At 46.7% G+C, this 21,790-nt stretch carries 20 protein-coding genes; 11 read left to right on the top strand and 9 right to left on the bottom strand.

Annotated features, from left to right (window positions below; genetic code table 11):
* Positions 1-21: 21 nt before the first annotated feature.
* Positions 22-927, bottom strand: a complete 906-nt coding sequence (locus tag U9P07_08905) for a selenium metabolism-associated LysR family transcriptional regulator (protein ID MEA2109522.1) — start codon at positions 925-927, stop codon at positions 22-24.
* A 355-nt stretch (positions 928-1,282) separates the two neighbouring features.
* On the opposite strand from U9P07_08905, the gene dapB reads away from it, so the two are divergent.
* The 11 genes from dapB (at position 1,283) to secG (ending at position 13,670) form a co-directional block, all read left to right on the top strand.
* Complete coding sequence (dapB, locus tag U9P07_08900; GenBank protein MEA2109521.1) at positions 1,283-2,089, top strand: 4-hydroxy-tetrahydrodipicolinate reductase; 807 nt, start codon at positions 1,283-1,285, stop codon at positions 2,087-2,089.
* A gap of 625 nt (positions 2,090-2,714) precedes the next feature.
* A complete protein-coding gene (gyrA, locus tag U9P07_08895) occupies positions 2,715-5,273 on the top strand; it encodes a DNA gyrase subunit A (GenBank protein MEA2109520.1) in 2,559 nt (852 codons plus the stop codon).
* The gene (ubiE, locus tag U9P07_08890) at positions 5,270-5,992 is read left to right on the top strand and encodes a bifunctional demethylmenaquinone methyltransferase/2-methoxy-6-polyprenyl-1,4-benzoquinol methylase UbiE (GenBank protein MEA2109519.1); all 723 of its coding nucleotides are present in this window, start codon (positions 5,270-5,272) and stop codon (positions 5,990-5,992) included. The genes gyrA and ubiE overlap by 4 nt, the downstream gene beginning before the upstream one ends.
* A gap of 63 nt (positions 5,993-6,055) precedes the next feature.
* Positions 6,056-6,712 carry an isoprenoid biosynthesis glyoxalase ElbB gene (gene elbB / locus U9P07_08885; GenBank protein MEA2109518.1) on the top strand — a complete coding sequence of 219 codons (657 nt, stop codon included), beginning with the start codon at positions 6,056-6,058 and terminating at the stop codon, positions 6,710-6,712.
* Between the two features lie 219 nt (positions 6,713-6,931).
* On the top strand, positions 6,932-7,291 hold the full coding sequence (locus U9P07_08880) for a cytochrome c3 family protein (GenBank protein MEA2109517.1): 360 nt from the start codon (positions 6,932-6,934) through the stop codon (positions 7,289-7,291).
* Between the two features lie 259 nt (positions 7,292-7,550).
* Positions 7,551-8,954, top strand: a complete 1,404-nt coding sequence (locus U9P07_08875; protein MEA2109516.1) for a cytochrome c biogenesis protein ResB — start codon at positions 7,551-7,553, stop codon at positions 8,952-8,954.
* A complete protein-coding gene (gene ccsB, locus U9P07_08870) occupies positions 8,951-9,796 on the top strand; it encodes a c-type cytochrome biogenesis protein CcsB (protein ID MEA2109515.1) in 846 nt (281 codons plus the stop codon). The genes U9P07_08875 and ccsB overlap by 4 nt, the downstream gene beginning before the upstream one ends.
* Positions 9,797-9,995: 199 nt before the next feature.
* Complete coding sequence (gap, locus tag U9P07_08865) at positions 9,996-11,015, top strand: type I glyceraldehyde-3-phosphate dehydrogenase (GenBank protein ID MEA2109514.1); 1,020 nt, start codon at positions 9,996-9,998, stop codon at positions 11,013-11,015.
* A gap of 130 nt (positions 11,016-11,145) precedes the next feature.
* Positions 11,146-12,348 carry a phosphoglycerate kinase gene (locus U9P07_08860; GenBank protein MEA2109513.1) on the top strand — a complete coding sequence of 401 codons (1,203 nt, stop codon included), beginning with the start codon at positions 11,146-11,148 and terminating at the stop codon, positions 12,346-12,348.
* 43 nt (positions 12,349-12,391) lie between these two features.
* Positions 12,392-13,138, top strand: coding sequence for a triose-phosphate isomerase (gene tpiA / locus U9P07_08855; protein ID MEA2109512.1), 747 nt, complete (start codon positions 12,392-12,394; stop codon positions 13,136-13,138).
* Between the two features lie 100 nt (positions 13,139-13,238).
* On the top strand, positions 13,239-13,670 hold the full coding sequence (gene secG / locus U9P07_08850) for a preprotein translocase subunit SecG (GenBank protein ID MEA2109511.1): 432 nt from the start codon (positions 13,239-13,241) through the stop codon (positions 13,668-13,670).
* Positions 13,671-13,706: 36 nt separating this feature from the next.
* On the opposite strand, the gene U9P07_08845 is transcribed toward secG, so the two are convergent.
* The 8 genes from U9P07_08845 to ybgF all read right to left on the bottom strand — a co-directional run.
* Positions 13,707-14,249 carry a shikimate kinase gene (locus U9P07_08845; GenBank protein MEA2109510.1) on the bottom strand — a complete coding sequence of 181 codons (543 nt, stop codon included), beginning with the start codon at positions 14,247-14,249 and terminating at the stop codon, positions 13,707-13,709.
* A gap of 30 nt (positions 14,250-14,279) precedes the next feature.
* Entirely contained in the window at positions 14,280-15,446 is a 1,167-nt protein-coding gene (gene aroC / locus U9P07_08840) for a chorismate synthase (GenBank protein ID MEA2109509.1), read from the bottom strand.
* Between the two features lie 614 nt (positions 15,447-16,060).
* Positions 16,061-17,797 (bottom strand): type IV pilus secretin PilQ, encoded by a 1,737-nt coding sequence (pilQ, locus tag U9P07_08835; GenBank protein MEA2109508.1) that lies wholly within the window; start codon positions 17,795-17,797, stop codon positions 16,061-16,063.
* Positions 17,794-18,315, bottom strand: a complete 522-nt coding sequence (locus U9P07_08830; GenBank protein ID MEA2109507.1) for a pilus assembly protein PilP — start codon at positions 18,313-18,315, stop codon at positions 17,794-17,796. The genes pilQ and U9P07_08830 overlap by 4 nt, the downstream gene beginning before the upstream one ends.
* Entirely contained in the window at positions 18,305-18,970 is a 666-nt protein-coding gene (pilO, locus tag U9P07_08825; GenBank protein MEA2109506.1) for a type 4a pilus biogenesis protein PilO, read from the bottom strand. Before pilO ends, U9P07_08830 begins: the two co-directional genes overlap by 11 nt.
* Positions 18,924-19,508 carry a PilN domain-containing protein gene (locus tag U9P07_08820; GenBank protein ID MEA2109505.1) on the bottom strand — a complete coding sequence of 195 codons (585 nt, stop codon included), beginning with the start codon at positions 19,506-19,508 and terminating at the stop codon, positions 18,924-18,926. Before U9P07_08820 ends, pilO begins: the two co-directional genes overlap by 47 nt.
* A complete protein-coding gene (gene pilM, locus U9P07_08815) occupies positions 19,505-20,563 on the bottom strand; it encodes a type IV pilus assembly protein PilM (GenBank protein ID MEA2109504.1) in 1,059 nt (352 codons plus the stop codon). The genes U9P07_08820 and pilM overlap by 4 nt, the downstream gene beginning before the upstream one ends.
* 400 nt (positions 20,564-20,963) lie before the next feature.
* Positions 20,964-21,790: tol-pal system protein YbgF (gene ybgF, locus U9P07_08810; protein ID MEA2109503.1), on the bottom strand; the 827-nt coding region annotated here is incomplete at its 5' end.

Raw genomic sequence — 21,790 nt, 5'->3', positions numbered from 1 at the left:
AGCTGGAAGTTTTTAATACTATTATTCGGTAATGTTCTGCTGCATGAATTGTCGAAATTCTTCGGCCAGCGGCGAGATTCGCCGTTGTTTCGGTAAAATGAGGTAAAATTGCCGCTTAAGATTAAGCTCGGGTAGTGAAGACGCGCTCATGAGGCCCAACTCCACATCTTTCTGCACTGCCCGCCGGGAAATGATGGAACATCCAACCCCTGCTTTTACCGCCTGCCGTATTGCCTCCGTGCTGCCCATTTCGGCAATAATCGATAAATTGTACGCTTTAAGAGGGTCTCCCGCCTGTTCCAGGGCTTTCTCAATGGTCTTTCTGGTTCCAGAACCATTTTCCCGCATGATAAACGGGTAGTTGGTTAATTCAGCCATTTTGACCTGCTTTTTGCCGGCTAAAGGGCTGTCCGGCGGGGTTACCAGCAGCAAGTCATCCACCAGGCAGGCTTCAAAAATAATGTCCGGACGTTCAATGACTGCTCCCACCATTCCCAGTTCCAGCTGTCCTTCGCCTACTGCGGCCACAATTTCCCTGGTATCTCCGATTTTGAGCGTAATCTTGATGATGGGCCGACCTTTTTTAAATTGGCCAACGGCCAGAGGAAGGACATACTCACCGGGAATATTGCTGCCGCCGATTTCCAGAGTGCCCTTTTCCCGGCCAATAAAAAGGTTCATTTCCTGCTCGGCTTGCGACATGAGATTGAGAATCCGCCGGGCATAGGGATGGAAGAGCTCAGCGGCTTTTGTGGGACTGACATCCCGTGTTGATCGGTTGAATAACTCAGTACCCAGGATTGCTTCCAGCGTTTTGATATGGCCACTGACCGTGGGTTGGGTCAAATTGATTTTCTCGGCTGCCTTACTGAAACCGTGTAACTCCCAAATGGCCATGAATACCTGCAGGTGGCGGGTTTCCAGCATAATCTTTTACCTCGAAAGAAGGATCTCAACTTTCTGACTTGGGTTGCCAGGGAACATCCTTGTAAATTTCTTTCCGCTGTTTTTAGAACAATTCAGAAAGTTGAGAAGGATGATATTGATTTTGCCCATCATACGATTTACCCCGCGGTCTGTCAATGTTGAAAAGGCTGGTAATGTAAACTAGGAAGAAGTCGTAAAATTTATGGCATAGCAAAAGTTTCATTTTTGAGGCAGGCAAAACAGCAGCCATAAATCTGCTTTTTTGATTGACTAAAACGGTGCTTATTGGATATAAATATAAAGTTTTTTCAATGCTTATGCCGGATTTCACCCTGAGTTGGGTAAAGGAGAAAAAATGGCTAAAATAATGGTTTCCGGGGCTGCGGGAAGGATGGGCCGCCGGATTATTTCGGTAATTCATGAACACGAAAAAACGGTCTTGACTGGAGCTTTGGAATATGCCGGGAATCCCCTTGTCGGCCAGGACGCCGGCGAAATTTCCGGGGTTGGAAAGCTCGGGATCCCGATTGCCGGTTTAGCCGGTGACCTGCCATTTGCTGACAGTGATGTGCTGATTGAATTCACCACTCCGGCGGCAACCCTGGCCAATCTGAAGATAGCGGCCGATTACCAGGTTCCGATGGTCATCGGAACCACGGGGATGACGGTTGAAGAGCGGGAGCAGGTCAGGGCACTTGCGGCTCAGATTCCGGTGGTGCTGGCTCCTAATATGAGTGTTGGTGTTAATGTGTTGTTCAAAGTGGTTGCCGAGGTGGCCAAAATTCTTGGTGATGACTATGATGTTGAAATTCTCGAAGCCCATCACCGGCTGAAAAAGGATGCTCCAAGCGGTACAGCCGTGCGTCTGGGAGAAATTGTTGCTGATGCTCTGCAGCGTGATTATCAGGAAGTAGCGGTTTTTGAACGCCGGGGGTTTACCGGAGAGAGGACTCCGGAAGAGATAGGCATGCAGACTTTGCGAGCCGGGGATATTGTCGGTGATCACCTGGTGATGTTTGGTGGCCTGGGTGAACGCCTGGAGATTGTCCACCGGGCCCATTCCCGTGACACCTTTGCCCGGGGAGCTTTGCGGGCCGCATTGTGGGTAATGGATCAACAACCCGGATTGTATGATATGCAGGATGTCCTGGGTCTGGGATAAGTTTTGGCGTTTTTCACGTGAAGTTACGTGTCCCTAAGTTAAGCGATTAGCTGTTAGCTATCAGCGTTTAGCCTTGAAAAATAAAGGCGTTACGTTAATGAGAAATAACACCCAACGGGTGAAAGTTTGTAAGTAAATATTCGACTTTGTCTATAGATTGACAAATTTTTATTATTTCTCACAGAGACACGGAGTCACAGAGGGCAAATGACTCGGGTTCTCTGTGACTTTGTGCCTCTGTGAGAGTATTTTTATCTTTTCTGAAAACGTAGTCGAATGTTTACGTTTGCAATAGCAAAAAATCCTGTAATCATTAAACTAATAGCTAACCGCTAATAGCTAATCGCTCAGTTTAGGGTGTAATAAGTAGAGGTCAAAAAAAGAATGCAACCATGAAGGGTATTAAGGACATAAAGAAAGCTCAATTAGATATTCTTCATGTACTTCATGGTTAAATAAATGTTTTGACCATTATTATTTCCGGTGCTGCCGGTTTAGTGCCTTACAGGTTGTTTTCTTGTTTTTTAACAAGAAAACGTTCTGATAAGAGCACTTATTTGCGGGCCGATAAAGCCCGCTTGGGTTGAGGGATATTCCCCGCATTAGAACTTAAGGATTGATAATTATGGATCAAATGGAGTTTTTCAGGGAAGTACCGGTTCCAATCAATATTGAGGACGAAATGAAAAAATCGTACCTTGATTATGCCATGAGCGTCATCATCGGCCGGGCATTGCCGGATGTCCGGGATGGGCTCAAACCCGTGCATCGTCGGGTTTTGTTTGCCATGCATGATCTTGGCAATGCCTGGAATAAATCCTACAAGAAATCCGCCCGGGTGGTTGGTGACGTCATCGGTAAATATCACCCCCACGGAGATACAGCGGTTTATGATACCATTGTCCGTCTTGCCCAGGATTTTTCCCTTCGCTATCCTTTGATTGACGGCCAGGGGAACTTTGGCTCGGTTGATGGTGATTCCCCGGCCGCCATGCGTTATACCGAGGTGAGGATGGCCAGGCTTTCTTCGGAAATGCTGGCTGACATTGATAAGAATACGGTAGATTTTGTGCCGAATTACGATGAATCGCTGGCGGAACCGGTTGTTCTTCCTTCGCGGTTTCCCAATTTAATGGTGAATGGTTCTTCCGGTATTGCCGTCGGCATGGCCACCAATATTCCACCGCACAATCTGACAGAGGTTATCGATGGCCTGGTGGCATATATCGGCAATCCTGATATTACTGTTGATGAACTGATGACCTATATTCCCGGGCCTGATTTTCCCACCGGCGGGACCATTAATGGCCGTGAAGGTATTATTTCCGCCTATAAAACCGGCCGGGGAATTATTCGTCTGCGAGCCAAAGCCCACCTGGAAACTCAGAAGAAAAACAATCGGGAAAGTGTTATCGTCACGGAAATTCCCTACCAGGTAAATAAGGCCAGGCTGTTGGAAAAAGTGGCTCAGCTGGTGCGGCATAAAAAACTTGAGGGGATCAGTGATCTGCGCGATGAATCGGACCGCCAGGGAATGCGGATTGTCTTTGAACTGAAGCGCGATGCCCAGTATCAGGTTGTTTTAAACCAGCTGTATAAACACACTCAGATGCAGACCTCCTTTGGTATTATTCTGTTGGCGATTGTCAACCGGCAGCCGGTGACCCTGACCCTGAAAAACATGCTGGCCCATTTTGTCAGTCATCGGCAGGAGGTTATTCGCCGGCGGACAAAATTTGAGTTGGATAAGGCCCGGGATCGACTGCATATTCTGGCTGGACTGAAAATCGCCCTGGAACATCTGGATGAGATTATTGCCCTTATCCGTCGGTCCAAGGCTCCGGTCCAGGCCAGAGAGGATTTGATGCAGCAGTTTCAGTTTTCCACTCGTCAGGCCCAGGCTATTCTGGACATGAAGTTGCAGCGGTTGACCGGTCTTGAACGGCAGAAAATTATTGATGAATACAATGTCGTGGTAGAACTGATTGCCAGGCTGGAAGCGATTCTGGCAAGTGACGCTTTGGTTCGTTCATTGATTGTTGAAGAACTGCAGGAGATCAAAAAGATTTACGGCGATGAGCGGCGCAGTGAAATTGTTGATCAAGGCACCGATTTTAAGTTGGAAGATCTCATCATTGAAGAGGATATGGTGGTGACCATCTCGCGCCTGGGATATGCAAAGCGAACCCCAATCTCCACCTACAGAAGCTATCATCGGGGTGCCGGCGGTCGGATGGGAATGGAAACCAAGGAGGGTGATTTTGTCAGCCAGATGTTTGTGGCTTCCACCCATGATTATATGCTCTTTTTCACCAACCGGGGTCGGGTTTTCAGCCTGAAAACGTTTGAAATTCCCGCAAGTGCTCCGGCGGCCCGGGGTAAAGCTTTAGTGAATTTGCTGAAACTGGAAAATGATGAGCTGGTAACCACTGTTTTGTCAGCCCGGCAATTCCAGGAAGACTGCTATGTGATGATGGCGACCTATTTCGGTTATGTGAAAAAACTGGAAATGAATGCCCTGGAAAAAATCCGCAGCAATGGGATTCGCTGTGTCACCCTGGGAGAGGATGATCGGTTGATTGCGGTGAAAGTATGTCGGGATGATGATGAAATCTTTTTGAGTACCAACCATGGTCAGGCTATCCGTTTCCCTGCCACCCAGGTGCGCAGCATGGGTCGGCTGGCCCGCGGAGTAATCGGTTGCCGGATGAATGCCGGGGATTACGTGGTTTCGATGGAAGTGTTCAGTGCTGATGGGGGAACGGTCTTAAGTGTGACTGAAAACGGTTTTGGCAAACGGACCAGTATCGAGGATTACCCCCTGCGCTCACGGGGTTGTAAAGGAGTGATTACTATCAAAACCACGCCGCGCAATGGCAAGGTAGTGGGAGTTTTGAAAGTTACCGACGCGGATCAGATCATACTGATAACCAATGCCGGTAAAATTACCCGGACCCGGGTGGCGGAAATATCAGTTATCGGTAGAAATACCCAGGGAGTAACCCTGTTTAGAATTGATCCGGAGCAGGAAAAGCTGGTGGCCCTGGCTACCGTAGCCGATGCCGGGCTTTCCGGGCCGATAGCCATGGATGAAAATCCGGAGGGGAAAGCTGCTGATGATGGGGCACCGCCGCTGATTGCCGCTTTGGATGAGATAAAAGACGAACCGGGAGCCGATAAGTGATTGAAAATGAATCTCCGGGCCGGCAAAAATCCAGGGCTGTACAGGAGATGTTCACGGCCATTGCCCCCAGGTATGATTTTTTAAACCGTTTGCTGAGCTTGGGGATTGACCAGCAATGGCGAAAGTTTGTCGGCCGTCGGTTGGCTGATCTTGATCATCCACAAGTGCTTGATGTTGCCTGCGGTACCGCGGATTTGAGTCTTGCTATCAGACAGCGCAATCGGCAGGCAAAGGTAGTCGGTCTTGATTTCAGTGTTCAGATGCTTACCCTGGCCCGGGAAAAAATCAGGCAGCTGCCGGCAGTTGATGGTCTTGACCTGCTGGCCGGTTCTGCCGAGGATCTGCCTTTTGCCGATCAGAGTTTTGATGCCTTGACTATTGCTTTTGGTATCCGCAATGTCATTGACCGGCCCCGGGCTCTGGGTGAGTTCTGCCGGGTGATGAAACCGGGTGCCAGGCTGGTTGTCCTGGAGTTTTCTCTGCCGGATCAGTTTTTACTGAGGTCAATGTACCGGCTGTATTTCCTGCGGATTCTGCCGCTTATCGGTGGGTTGTTTGCTCGCAAAAGTGCTTATAAGTATCTTCCTGAGTCAGTGGTCAAATTTCCGGAACGGGATGAATTTACCCGGATGGTCAAAGAAGCCGGTTTCAGCAAACTTCGCTACCATTCCCTGACCGGCGGGATTGTCACTGTTTACCTGGGGGAAAAGGTTTCCTGATTACTTACTCTTCAAGACCTTCATGGTTACATGTTTTTTTTACGCTATTTTAAGGAGGATTTTATGTTGACTATCGGGGTTTTGCTATCCGGTTGTGGGGTTTATGATGGCAGTGAAATACATGAAGCGGTGCTGACTTTGCTGGCTCTGGACCGGGCTGGGGTTGATATCCAATGTCTGGCTCCGGATATGGAACAGCGGGATGTTGTTAATCACTTGACCGGCGAACCTGTAGCTGAGTCAAGAAATGTTTTGGTGGAATCGGCTCGCATCGCCCGGGGGGATATCAAGGATATCAGGGAAACCTCAGAAACTGATTTTGACGGCCTGATTATTCCCGGAGGTTTTGGAGCGGCCAAAAATCTCAGTGATTTTGCTGTTGCAGGAGCTCTGGCCCAGGTTCAGTCTGAGGTTAAGCGCCTGCTGGATGAAATGGTTGCTGCTGGCAAACCGATCGGGGCAATCTGTATTGCTCCGGCAACCCTGACCAAGGCTCTTGCCGACCGGCATCCGGAGGTGACCATCGGTTCTGACCTGGCTACGGCAGCAGCGATCAAATCCATGGGTGGAAAGCATTATGACTGCGCGGTGGATGAAATTCATCTTGATGCCCGGCTGAAAATTGTAACCACCCCGGCCTATATGCTGGGGCCGGGAATCAAGGATGTCGCGGCTGGCATTGAGAAACTGGTGGTTGAGGTGGTCCGTTTGGCCGGCTGATCGGCGTGGCCGGCAGCTGTAAAAATTCAGCCAGGAGACATTTATTTTCCAGGTAAACTTTTGTTTCAACTGCTTCGTCTATGGTGAACAGGAGCTGTCATTATTTTTAGTTGATGAAGAGATTGTTAACTATTACGCTTGACAAAAAAGTGGCCTTTTATTATAGAATGTCACAGGTCTTAATGCAGGATATTTTAACTTGATTAAGGAGGTGTAGAGATGAAAAAGATTTTCGTATTGTTTATTGCAGTGAGTTTCCTGGCAGTAGCCGGTTTCGCCCTTGCCGCGCCGAAAGCCCCGGCTGAAACTCTGATTTTCAAAGCGGAAAAGATGAAGAAACCGCCGGTTCCCTTTTCACATACCAAACATGCCAAAGTTGAATGTTCAAAATGTCACCATACCTGGAAAGGTGAAGGGACTCCTAAGGGCTGCGGTGAGTGTCATAAGGACAAAAAGGAAGGCAAAAAACTGGGCCTCAAGAATGCCGCCCATAAGACCTGTCGCGGCTGTCACCGGAAGTTGAAAAAGGCCGGAGAAAAGTACGGCCCGACCAGATGTAGTAAATGTCATCTGAAATAGTTGATTAGATTTTTGTTGTTTTTTAAAAAAGGACGCCGATTCAGGCGTCCTTTTTATTGCCTGTAGCTGCCATTCCCTGAGCCGGTACTTTGGTTAACAGTCGCAAGAATCTAACCGGACAACGATGAAATTTTATGATTAACTTTGTCGAAAAAGTGTGATAAATTTCTCATGCCTTCATGTTAGTAGTTCATTTTTTCTTGACAATCATGTATTTTTGGTGGTAGCAAAAGAAAACAAGATTAAAAAGGTGTAGAAAGTGAAGAATAAAAATAAATCCGGTTCATCACCAATTATTGCATTTTTCAGCTCGCTGAAACTGACTATTTTTTTGTTGATTACCCTGGCGGCTGTTTCGATTATTGGTACTATTATTCCCCAAAATCAGTTTAAAGAACAGTACCTGCGTTTTTATCAGGAGTCTACCTATCATACAATGAAAATGCTGGGCTTCCTCGATATGTATCATTCCTGGTGGTTCAGGGGGATCCTGATTCTTTTTACCATTAATCTTATTGTTTGTTCATTCAAGCATTTTCCGCGGATCTGGAAATTTTTTAAAAGCCCGGTAACTACTTTAAGTGATTCTTTTCTGGCCACCCTGACTCTGGACTGGAAAACCCGTATCAATGCTAAAAATATTACTGAAGACAAAAGTTATGGTGATTTGCTGGCGGAAAAGTTATCGGCTTTCTGGTCAGGACCCTGGTTGCAGACCAATAAAGAAGGTGACTTTGGCGAAGAACTGCATTTTTTTGCCCAGCGGGGCCTTTGGTCGAGAATGGGTGTTTATCTGGTTCATTTGAGTATAATTTTTATTTTTATTGGCGGTATTGTTGGTTCACATTTCGGTCTCAAGGCGTTTGTCAATATTCCCGAGGGTGATAAGACCTCAATTGTCTACACCCGTACTGATGAACGGACTCCCGTTGATCTTGGTTTTACGGTCGAATGCCGGGCCTTCAACGTGGAATTCTACGACAGTGGAGCACCCAAGGAGTATACCAGTGATCTGGTTATCTTGGAAGATGGGAAAGAAAAAGCCCGTAAGCGTATCGAAGTGAACCATCCCCTCAGTTATAATGGCTACACTTTTTATCAGTCCAGTTATGGCAGTGCCGGTGGCGCGGTGAAGCTTAAGATGCATGATAGGAAAACCGGTAAAGTTTATCCCCTGTCTTTAAGCATAGGTCAACAGGGGATGCTGCCCACCGGGGATGGCTGGATTCAGGCGGCCCAGTATGAAACAAACTATATGAATCTGGGTCCCGCGGTGCGTCTGGTGATGCCTGTTGATGACGACCGGATGATTCAATTCTGGATTTTTAAAAAATATCCTGTCTTTGATCAGCAGAACCGCAAAGGAGATCGTTATTTTGTCCTTGAAGATGTGAGCCAGCGAAATTATACTGGTCTGCAGGTGACCAAAGACCCTGGTGTCTGGATCGTCTGGTTTGGTTGTACTATGATGGTTTTCGGCCTGTTCATCGCTTTTTTCATTTCCCATCGTCGCCTGTGGGTGCGGTTGCGATCTGATCCGGAAAAGACTGAACGTTACCAGCTGACGGTTGGGGGCAGTGCCAATAAAAATAAACCTGGTTTTGAAAAAGAATTTGAACAATTTACCTTGTTTCTCGAGGAACAGTTGAAAGGGAAAAAATGAATACCCATCTTTTCAGTATTGTTACCTTTATTTACCTGGGCGGGATGGTAGTCTATATCTGTTATCTGGCATTCAGAAACCAGTGGGTCAGCCGGGTGGCAACGGCAATCACCCTGGGAGGTTTGTTGCTGCAGACTTTTGCTATTGGTCTGCGCTGGTATGAGTCATATCAGCTGGGGATGGGTCATGCTCCCATGTCCAACTTGTATGAATCACTGGTTTTTTTCTCCTGGACGATTATTCTTCTTTACCTGATTATTGAATATAAATATAAATTATATTTGCTGGGGGCTTTCGTGACCCCTTTTGCGGCCATGGGGATGGCCTATGCTTCCATCTCCTCCCAGGTGAATGAAACTATTCAGCCCCTGGTGCCGGCCTTGCAGAGCAACTGGTTGATTTCCCATGTGATTACCTGTTTTCTTGGCTATGCCGCTTTCGCGGTTTCCTGCGGAGTCAGCATTACCTATATCCTGAAGAAACGTCATGAAGATCAGCATAAAAAAGGCGGGTTGCTGGCCAGTTTTCCAGCATCTCCCGTGTTGGATGAACTTATTTATAAAACCATTGCCATTGGTTTTCCGATGCTTTCCATCGGCATTATTACCGGAGCCGCCTGGGCAAACTATGCCTGGGGAACCTACTGGAGCTGGGACCCCAAGGAGACCTGGTCATTGATTACCTGGTTTATTTATGCTGCCTTTCTCCATGCCCGTATTACCCGGGGCTGGCGGGGGATCAGGGCGGCCACCTTATCTATTATTGGTTTTGTGGCAGTTATTTTTACTTATCTGGGAGTCAATCTCCTGCTCTCAGGATTACATAGTTATGGCAGTGGCTAAGTAGGACGTTGGGGACGTCCCCCAGACCCCACAAGTTTTTTTCTTCAGTTTATTTTCTCCGGAGCCGAATATATCCAGCATAATATTGGATATCTATTGACTCCGGTTTTTTTTTGTATATAATTGAACTCAGGGTTCTCTCAAAAATAATTTTACATTTTCCTATGGTAGGTTTAACTTAATGGAAGCGGAGGAGAAAATGGCAGCAGTAAAGGTGGCAGTAAATGGGTTTGGTCGGATCGGCAGAGATTGTCTGCGGGCCGCTGTGAACGATGACCGGTTTGATTTCCGGGCGATTGTCAGTACCACTGATGATGCTACAACGATGGCCCATCTGCTGAAGTATGATTCTGTTTCCGGAACCCTGGATGCAGAGGTGGTTCCCGGTGAAAAAATGCTGACTATCAATGGCAAAGAGGTTCAATTGGTTGCGGGGCGGGATCCGCTGAAAGTTCCCTGGAAGGAGCTTGGCGTAGATGTGGTGATGGAATGCTCCGGCCTGTACCGGGAACGGGATAAAGCCGCGATATTTCTTGATGCGGGGATTAAACGGGTGGTGGTGTCAGCGCCGGTAAAAAAAGCCGATACCACCATTGTCATGGGGGTCAACCAGGGTGATTTTGATCCGAAAAATCATTTTGTTATTTCCAATGCTTCCTGTACTACCAATTGCCTGGCCCCGGCGGCCAAAGTATTGCTGGAAAATTTTGGTATTATTCGCGGGATGATGACGACTATTCATTCGTATACCAGGGATCAGCAGATTCTTGATTCCCGGCATAAAGATTTACGCCGCGCCAGAGCAGCAGCCATGTCCATGATTCCCACTACCACCGGAGCTGCTGCCGCAGTCGGTCTGGTTCTTCCCCAATTGAAAGGTAAACTTGACGGCTTGGCGATCAGGGTGCCGACGCCCAATGTTTCGATGGTAGATCTGGTAGTTGAGGTGGAGAAGGAAACCTCTGCCGAGGCAGTGAATGACGCTTTTCGTCAGGCAGCTGCGGGGCCATTAGCGGGAGTTTTGATGGTGTCTGATGAACCATTGGTTTCCATTGATTATAACCACAATCCTTTTTCTTCCATCATTGATGCGGAGTTGACCAATGTTATGGGTGGTACTCTGGTTAAGGTAATGGCCTGGTATGATAATGAATGGGGTTACGCCAACCGGCTTAATGATCTGACTGCCTATGTGGCCGCCAGGGCTGGGTTAATATGATCCGCACAATTATTGAGCTGATTAAGTGGACTGACAAAGTATCCAGTAAAATTCGCGGAGGAAGAAATACTGGAATGGGTAAACAGCCATAAAGCATTTTTAGCGTTGCCGTGATTAAGGAGAAACAACCATGATATGCTATGTCAATGACTTGAAGAATGGTGTACTGGAAGGGAAAAAGGTTTTTGTCAGGGTTGATTTTAATGTGCCGTTGGATGAAAGTGGCAATATTACCGATGATGTTCGTATTCGTCGGGTTCTGCCAACCCTCAATGCCCTTCTTGATGATGATCTGGTTGTGGTGATTGCCTCCCATATGGGGCGGCCAAAAGGCTCTGTAGTGCCTAAACTTTCTCTGGCTCCGGTGGCTAAACGCTTGGGTCGGCTGCTGAAAAAAGACGTGTTTTTTCTTTCTGACTGCATTGGTTCCAGTGTTCGAAAAACTCTGGCGGAAGCAGCCCCAGGTACGGTTATTCTGCTGGAAAACCTGCGTTTTCATCCGGGGGAAACCAGTAATGATCCTGAGTTTGCCAAGGCCCTGGCTGAAGGCATGGACCTGTATGTAAATGATGCCTTTGCTACCGCCCATCGGGCCCATGCATCGGTGGTCGGGATTACTGACTACATTCCTCAACGTTTTGCCGGTTTTTTGATGAAAGGTGAACTTAATTATTTTAGCCGGGCAATGGAAAACCCCCTGCGTCCGGTAGTAGCTATCTGTGGTGGAGCTAAAATATCCAGTAAACTGTGCGCGGTGGAAAACCTGATCAAGCGAGCTGATAAAATCATCATCGGCGGAGCTATGGCCTTTACTTTTTTAAAAGCCATGGGTTTCGGTTTGGGAGATTCCCTGGTTGAGGAGGATATGGTTGATCAGGCCAGGAAGATATTTCAGCAAGCCATTGATAAAGGAGTTCGTTTTTATCTGCCGGTGGATTGCGTCGCCGGAAATCGCATGGCCGCCGATGCGGATACCAAAGTCATGCCGGTACAGGAAATTCCCAGGGGCTGGATGGGACTTGATATCGGCCCGGCTACTACCACCCTGTTTAATGAAGTGATTCAGGATGCCAAGACCATTATCTGGAATGGTCCGATGGGGGCTTTTGAGATTGATTCTTTCAGTCGGGGAACTTTAGCCATGGTTCATAATGTGGCCAATACCTATGCCCTGACTATTGTCGGCGGCGGTGATACCGATGTGGCCGTCCACAAGGCCGGAGAGGGGGATCGTATATCTTATATCTCCACCGGTGGCGGGGCCTTTTTGAAATTGCTGGAAGGATCGACCTTGCCGGCGATCGCGGCGCTGGACCGGGAATCATGTGATTAGGCTAAAGGTAAAAGGTAAAAGGTAAAAGGTTAAAGGAGAGGGGATGAAGCGTAAAATTATTGCCGGAAACTGGAAAATGTATAAGACCCTGAATGAAGGGCTTTCATTTCTGGAGGCGTTTATTCCCCTATGTGACCAGGAAACGATGGAAAAATGTTCACTGATTCTGGCCCCTAATTTTACTTTGCTGGCTTCCATGGCCAACCGTTGCCGGGAGGCTGGAATTGTCCTGGCGGCCCAGAACTGTCATCCCGGCGGAGAGGGAGCCTATACCGGCGAAACCTCTCTTGCCATGCTTGCAGATATAGGTGTCAGCCACGTTCTGGTTGGTCATTCCGAGCGCCGGGCCCTTTTTGGCGAAACCGATGATTTCCTCAATCAGAAACTGAAAGCGGTGTTAATCTCAGGGTTGGTCCCCATTTTCTGTGTTGGCGAAACCCTGGAGCAGCGAGAGGCTGATGCTGCCAGGTCAGTGGTTGAAAAACAGTTGCAGCAGGGTCTTTATGGGATTGACTTGGATGAAAGAATGATGGTTGCCTATGAACCGGTTTGGGCCATTGGCACCGGGAAAACGGCGACAGCGACAGACGCCAGGATAATGCACCAGTTTATTCGCCAATGTCTGGTATCAATGGGTGGTGGTAGGGATATTCCTCTCCTTTATGGTGGCAGCGTGAAACCGGCAAATGCGGCTGAACTGCTGGCAGAGCCGGATATTGATGGGGTACTGGTTGGTGGAGCTTCCCTGAACCCGGAGGATTTTGCCCGGATAGCTGAAAATGTATGCTGATATTTCGGCAAGAATCCTGAGTGGACACGCTTAAGGCTTGACTTTCGGCTGATTTACTGCTAGAAGTCCATGCCTTTAAATATTTGTGGAGGAGTACGCCTTGACGACCTTTATTATTGTTTTACATGTGATTGTTTCATTTGCCCTTATCTTTATTATTCTGCTGCAAACCGGGACTGGTGCCGGAATGGGGGCCGCATTTGGCTCTGGCAGCAGCCAGACCTTGTTTGGCAGCTCAGGATCCAGCAAGTTTTTTACCCGTCTGACGACGATTGCCGCAACCATTTTTATGCTGACCTCCCTGACTTTGACTATTACTTCGGCCCATCGGGTTAAGGGAACGGTCATGGAAGGATATCCGGCTTCAAAACCGGTAGCGCCCATCTCAACCCAGGCGCAACCATCCCAACCGTCACCACCGGTAGAAGTTGATAAAAATATTAAGCCTGAAGCAGCTGAGGCTCAAACCGCTCCCCAGCCCGCAACATCCGGGCCGGAAAAGGCAAAGGAACAACCGAAAAAAACTGACTGACGGGGACACCTTGATTTTGCCGGGTAACCGGAAATTTCAATCTGAAGCTGAGGGGAGTTGCTGTAGGATCCTGCAGGTTACCTGATTAACCGATAGGTTGTCGGTGAGAATCTTTAGATGACATAATTCGTAAAAGGGCCTTCTTTCACTGAGAAGGTCCTTTATTTTTTGCTGCCTGAATTTGTCTGATACTGTTTTGTCTCCAGTGAGCAGCAGTGGCCGTGAATGGCTTGCCCCTGTCCGTTTCATGATCGTATCACCGCTGGCATCAAGAAAAACAATATAACCCCGGTTTTGCATCAGCCGCCGGTTATCTTCATTGATGATGGTGCCACCACCAGTGGCCAGTACCATGGGTGGATAAGTTAATACTGCCTGCAGGGCTTGTTGTTCCAGCCGGCGGAAAGATGTTTCTCCCCGGTGTGCAAAGATTTCAGTGATGGTCAATCCCGTCTGTTTTTCAATGTATTTATCCAGATCGATAAACGGCCGCCGCAGCAAAGTGGCCAATTCCCTGCCTACCGAGGACTTCCCCGACCCCATAAATCCGGTAAGAATGAGATGCTGATCAGCGTTCATGGGATATTATTTTCCTCTTCGGGAAAAATATTAAAACGTGCGGAGATGATCAAGGTATTTTTGGTAATGAGCCCTGGTTTCTTCGATAAAATCACCACCGAATTTTTCCATCAACAGCCGGGCTATTTCAATGGCCACGACTGCTTCGCCGACGACGGCAGCCGCCGGGACGGCGCAGGTGTCAGAGCGTTCAACCGAGGCCTGGAAAGGTTGCTTGCTGATCAAATCAACCGATTGTAAAGGCCGATAGAGGGTGGGGATCGGCTTCATGGCTGCAGTGACGATAATATCCTCGCCATTGCTGATTCCGCCTTCAATCCCGCCCGCATTGTTGCTCAGGTGGTAAAACCCCCGGCTCTGCTCGTAGTTTATTTCATCATGAACCTGGGAGCCCGGGGTTTGTGCGGCCTTGAATCCCAAACCGATTTCTACCCCTTTGATTGCCTGGATACTCATGACCGCCTGGGCCAGACGTCCATCCAGTTTGCGGTCATATTGGCTGTGACTGCCGATGCCTGCCGGCAGTCCCCGGGCGATAATGCGGAAGCGGCCGCCCAGGCTGTCACCTTCCTGTTTTGCTTTATCCACAGATTCTTTAAGTTTTCCTTCCAGCGAGGGATCGGGAACCCGGAATAGCGAACTTTCAGCCAGGATGGATAACTGCTCATCATCTTTTTGCAGAATTTCCGGCTTAAGTTCATGGATGCCAATGGCAGTGACATAGGAAAAGATGGTAATGGAAAAAGATTGAAGCAATGCCTTGCACACCGCCCCGACGGCAACCCGAATGGCTGTTTCTCGGGCACTGGCCCGCTCGAGGATATTTCTGGCATCACGCTGGTTGAATTTAAGGCAGCCGGCCAGGTCGGCATGGCCGGGACGGGGCCGGGTGACCGGATGTGCCTGATCTTCATCAGCAGCCGAGGTTGACATCTCCTGTTTCCAGTTTGTCCAGTCCCGGTTCAAGATGACCAGGGTGAGGGGATTGCCGGTAGTTTTACCAAAACGAACCCCGGATTTAAAGGCGATCTGATCTGTTTCTATCTGCATACGTCGGCCACGGCCATATCCTTGCTGCCGTCGGGTGAGATCATGGTTAATCTGGTCTTCGCTTAAGGACAGCCCGGCAGGGATGCCGGATATGATGGCAGTCAGCTGAGGTCCATGGGATTCCCCGGCGGTGAGATAGGTAAACATGGTGTTTTGGCTCCTCTCGATGTATCAGAGTTTGAAGCTAAATGCTAATGGCTAACAGCTAAAGCGGGCTATGCCCACAACCCAGATTTTATTTTACCATAAAGACATGAAGAACATGAAGTGTAAACATTCGACTACGTTTTTAGAAAAAATAAAATACTCTCACAGAGGCACAAAGTCACAGAGAACCCCAGTCATTTGCCCTCTGTGACACCGTGTCTCTGTGAGAAATAATAAAAATTTTCCAATCTATAGACAAAGTCGAATATTTACCATGAAGTGTTGTGTTGTAAAGAATCTTCATGAACTTCATGCCTTCATGGTGAAATCATTCATATTGTCAAAAAAGATAAAAAACGCACGGCAGCACAAAGATGCAATCTTTTTTCTTCGTGTTCTTCGTGTTCTCCAGTGAGCTTAGCGAACGGGTGGTTAAATTTTTTCTTGTTTTTCATATCACTCAAGGGGGTACTGAAAAGAGTGACAGACTTTCATAATTGAGGCTCTAATCGCCTAACTTGAGCATTATTACATGGAATTTTTTCCGGCGCAATAAAAAAGCCGGCTGATTATTTGATCAGCCAGCTTTGATAAGGAGATTTCTGAAAATAATCCTAGAAATTAGCCGCTCTTTTTTGCACGGGAATAACCGTGGGGGTGATAAAAATCAGCAATTCGGTCTGCATATTTTTTTTATATTTATGTTTGAACAGCATGTTGCCGAATACCGGGACCTCAGAAAATCCGGGAACTTTATCTTCATCATCAGTTTTATTTTTCTCAATAATACCGCCGATAACTGCCGTTTCACCATTATAAAGCAGCAGAGTAGTCTGGATCTCCTGGGTATTAATGGCCGGACCATCATTGGTCATCGCACCTTGTGAGTCCTTGTTTATTTTCACATCCATGGAGACATTGTCATTGTTGGTTATGTGGGGAGTTACCTCAAGGCTTAACTCCGCTTTTTTGAATTCTGTCGTGGTGCCTTCATCAGAGGTTGTCTGGTAAGGTATTTCCTGTCCTTGACCGATGCGGGCCTGGTGATTATCCAAGGTCAGGACTTTCGGGGTTGAGAGGATATTGGCCAGATGTTTGTTTTTCATGGCTGAAAGCTTGAGATTGAGGTTGAATAACCCTACCTTGCCGAAAATCATCCCCAGACCGCTGGTGGCACCGGAAGCCGGCAGATTGACCACGTAGTTATTAGTAACCGTCGGAGTTCCTGTTCCAGGAGTAATCCCCGGCTGTCCTGTGGTGCCGGCATCGCCGGTAATACCGTAATAATGGTCGTTCTTGGTGTCTCCCCAAGCACCGCCCCACTGGATGCCGATATCTTTGACCGCGTCAGTTTCAACTTTAACAATTTTAGCTTCAATGAGTACTTGCTTAATGGGTAAATCCAGGCTTTTTAATAAATTTTTGGCCTTTTTAATATAGCTCGGTATGTCGTTAATGATCAGGGTATTAGTCCGGGTGTCGGTATCGATGGAACCACGATCACTGAGGACGGCTTTTAATCGAGGAGCGACATCAGTGGCGGTGGCAAAATTAACTTTGATAATTTCTGTTACTGTATCTGCCAGGGTTTCATTGGCTTTTTTATTCTGGGCTCGGGCTTCCTTTTCCTGTTTGAAACGCTCCAGTGGGGCGATGCGGATGACATTTCCGCTTTTTTCCATGCCCAGTCCATTGGTTTTTAAGAGGATACGGAAAGCCTGTCTCCAGGGGACCTTTTTCAGTTTGAGGGTGACCGTACCTTTGACATCATCCCCCATGATCAGGTTAAAGTTTTTGATATCACCTAAAAAACGGAAAACGTTTTGTAAATCAGCATCTTTGAAATCAAGGGTTATGGGATGTGTGTTTTTGCGGGATACGGATCGCTGCTGTTTTTTTCTGCTTTTTACTTTTGCTGTTTTTTTCTTTGCTGCCGGACTTCCGGACTGGGGAAAAGAAAGCTGTAATTCATTGCCGGTAGCAGAGAAAGTATATGCTGGGAGCTGCTCCTGATTGGTGTCAAAAACCACTCGGGTTTTATCTGGATGGTTGTGGTAACGAAATCCCGAAAATAGGATCTTATCCAGGTCAGCTGAAATATCGGTAGCTTCAAAAAAAGCATCGGGAAAATCTATGCCCAAACGGGGAGGATTATCTACATGAAACAGGCTGAAAGTTTCGTGTTCCAGCATTTCCCGCTCGCCGGTGAAAACCACCAGTATCCTGCCTTCAGACAAGCGGCTCTGGATGCTGATCTTCTGGGTTGCTGCCGGTGCCAGGCCAGGCAGGCTGATAAGACAGCCGGTAAAAATTATTGCCATGATCAGCCAGTATTTTATCCTTGATTTCATTTTATTTTACCCTCCTGGTCTTCGTCCACATGGAGTTTCAAGCTGATTTTCCGTATCTGTTGCTGGTCATAGATGTCCAGATAAGGTTCAGCTATGATTATTTCATTTTCTTTGATTTCCTCAACGGTACCGCTTAAGTTTCCCAATTTTTCGCCTTCTATAATGGTGTAACTGATCTGCTCAGGATCTTCAACCATGGCAAAATGTTTGTCAGCCAGGAGGATGCCAACCAGTTTAAATTGATTCAAAGAATATCGTTCCAGCGGTGTCTTTGGTTCTTTGGTGGGAATCGGCCGTTCAATGGCCTTGAAATTAATAAACGGGCGAAATGGATCCGGTTTCCCCAGTGAATTATAGGTAAACGATGGGTGGTTGCCTCGCGGCATCATGATGGCTGGTTTTACCTCTTCCGTCTGATTCAGGGCAAAAACCAGCTTGCCGGGAACCGACGATAGGATACCAAAAGCCATGAACAGCGCTGCCATAAGCAATGACAGCTGTTTCAGCTTAGCTACCATTTTTATTTTTACCTTTCTTTTTATTATCATCTTTCTTTTTATCTATGAAAGTATAAGTAATAGCTTTGAAGCGGGTTTTAATGGTGTCACGATTATCTATAACCTTATAGTCATGCAGGTCAAAATCGCCGATTGAAACAATCCTCGGCATGGTACATATGTTGGTGAAGAAGTTGCTGAGGGCATGGTAGCCGCCTATAACTTCAATATCAATAGGTACTTCAGCATAAAATTCAACCGGTTTTTCCGCTTGGGGTTGAAACAGTAAAAATTCAAGGCCGGCTTCTTTTCCAAGTTTGGTGATCTTCATCAAGAGTCGGGGAATCTCTCTGGAATTAGGGAGTTTCCGGGCTGCAATTTTGAAGTCAATCCGTAATGCGGCAATTTCTTCTTCAAACTGCTTCAGTTGGCTGGCTACTTGCTTGGTTTGACTGAGGGTCAGCTGGGCCTTTTTATACTTTGTTTGAATTTTGGTTAGATGTTTATATTTGGGTGTAAAAAGAAAATAGTAATACAGCCCTCCTATTGCCACCACAATAGCAATCAGGATCAGAATCTTTTTGCTGGTTGAAAGCTTATGGAGAAACTCTAAATTCAGGTCTGCCATCCTAATCCCCCTTAGACTGGCTGGTGCTGGTTGATTTTGTTGCCGCAACCGAGGTCAGCATTGAGTTGATCAGGAACTCTTTCAGTTCCAGGTCTTGTATCTTATGTGATTTAAGATAGATAAGTTCTGATTGTTTGAGGGGGCGAGATTGTTTTAAGTTATCCAGAAAATTAACAATGGTTTCATTGTCAATAGAAATTCCCTTGATGTTCAGGCTTGATCCCTTTTTGTTCAATTGGGTAAACCATAATTTTGCGGGTTTGTACAGGTTTAGATCATGCAGGGTATGGATTGGATCCAATCTGGCGGAATCCAGATTGTTGATAACCGCAATCTTTTTGTTAATTTCATCCTTTTGCTGTTTATAATGATTGATTTTATCAATAACAGGTTTCAAGGCGGCAATTTCCTGTTGGGTTCGTTTCAGATTGCGGGATACCCGGCTGATCTTCGTAATGATAAAGAACTGTATATAGCCGCAAACTGCCACAACCAGAACAACCGTAAGTATCCCAACGGTCAACTGCTTCTGCAGAGTTTGCTTTTTTCGCTCAGCGCGAACCGGGAGAAGGTTTATTCTAATCATTTAATTCTATCCTTCCTCAGTGCCAGACCTACAGCAACACCAGCCAAAGGGGCGATATCCTGAATATATTCAAGATCAAATTTTTTCTCCGGGATGATCAGATCGCGAAAAGGATTAATGATTTCCGTGGGGATATTGGTGATCTCATGAACTGCGTTAACAATGCCGGTCAGTTTGGCACCTCCACCGGCAAGGTAGATCTTTTCCACCTGACTGCCGGATGCGGATGTGTGATAAAAATCAATAGTTTTGGCAATTTCATTGATATAGGTAAAAGAGGCATCGGAGATTAAATTGCCGGTCTCTTCTGGTTTGAGCCCTTCAACGGGAACTCCGAGTTTCAGTTGCTCAGCTGTCTGGTAATTCAGGTTCAGCTGTTTTTGTAACTGTTCAGTGATCTGTCGACTTCCTGCGGTAATATCCCGGTTGAAATTTGATCTTCCATCTTTAACGATATTGATATTGGTAATATTGGAGCCGATATCCACCAGGGTTACTATTTCTTCTGTGGCATCCTCATAATTATATTCATACATATTTTCCAGGGCAAAGGTGTCCACATCCACGATTGCCGGCTGAAGTCCTGCTTCTTCTATGACTTCCAGGTAATCACTGATGACATCTTTTTTGACCGCCACCAGTAGTACATCCATCTTATCATCAGCTTCTAAGCTGGGACCTAAAATCTGAAAATCCAGATTGACATCAAAGATATCGTAGGGGATATGATGGACGGCTTCATCATAAATAGTATTTTCCACCGTGTCCTCATCCATTAGCGGCATCAGAATTTTTTTGATGATTACTGAATGGCCGGAAATGGAGGTGCATATCTGCTTTTTCTTGATTTTCAGGTTTTCAACCAGGTTCTTAATGGCATTGACAATGGCCATGGAGTCCATGATTGTGCCATCAACGATGGTATCTAGTGGCAGGATGGCATAACCAAAATTTTGCAGAGTATATCTTGGCCCCGAATTATTCAGTTCCACAATTTTAATGTAGCTGGAACCGATATTGAGCCCGAGCAGGGGATGTGATTTTTGGAAAAACATGGCCCTCCAATAGTTTTATCTAAATTAAAAAGCCGTTGAAAAAAGAGATTTTACTTTGGTTAACAGGTCGAAAAAGTTAAAAAACGTTTTACCTGTCAGGTTGAGATATTATACATGTCGACCGTTTTATCAATAATTTTAGCTTTTTTTGAATTTTTTAGAAAATAATCAGCAATATTGGTGCCACTGGTTTTTTTACCACTGAGGAAAAGGTCATAAATATACTCTGTAAAAGCCATTAGATCTTGAAATCATTATATTTTTGCGCTTTCATCATCTGGTGATGCAGTTTTGAAAAGGCATATTAATGTATCTTGAAATACGAATTGGTAATTTGCTTTATTGGATAAATCAAGCAAAAAATGAAGGGAAGTGGAGGGATGCTGATTGTCAAAGGGTATTATTTGTTCAGTACTTTCAGTTTTCGTCTGGCAATTTCCGCTTGGTCGGAATCTGGATAGTCAGCGATGACTTTTTCCAGGATGATTTTGCCGTCGGTTTTATCTCCAAGCATCAGAAAAGCAAATCCCTGTTTCAGCAGGGCGCTGGGGGCTTTTTGATTATGGGGGTATTTCGTGATAATCCCGTCGTATTTTATGATAGCTTCTTCGTATTGTTTTTCTTTATAGGAGCATTCGGCGATCCAGAACAGGGCATTAACCCGAAACATGCTCTGGGGAAAGGCCGTAAGAAACTTGGTGAATTTCTTCCTGGCAGAGGAATAATCTCCCCGCTTAAACACCGCGTATGCATCATCGTAGAATGCCTTTTCCCGGGCACTGGTGGCAGTAGTAGCTGCTGTTTTAGGTGCTTCTTCTTTCTGGGTGGCGGCATCTGCTGGTGGAGAGGTTGTTGCACCTCCAGTCATAGAGGCTGGTTCTACAACAGCAGGCCTATTCCCGGCCTGCTGTTGTAATTGTTGTACAGAGATTTCTAATTGTTTTAAACGGGAATCAATACGTTCATAGAGCAGTTGTACATCTTTTGCTTCGACTGCCGGAAGTTCCCGGGGGGTACGGTGTCTTTCCTCCAGGTTGGCATTGATGATTTGCACTTCCGTCTCCAGACTGTCAAGTCTGATGTTGGTGTCAGCGTTTAACTTCTGCAGCTCAGCACCACCCTTACGCCGACTTTTTGCCTGGCTGGACTCAACATCATCAACCCGCCGCTGCAGGTTACGGACGGTATCATCAAGCTGGACATAATACTGATCACTTACACATCCGG

The organism is Pseudomonadota bacterium, assembly GCA_034660915.1.
Lineage (GTDB): Bacteria > Desulfobacterota > Anaeroferrophillalia > Anaeroferrophillales > Anaeroferrophillaceae > DQWO01.
This window is presented reverse-complemented; position numbering and strand designations above follow the sequence as displayed.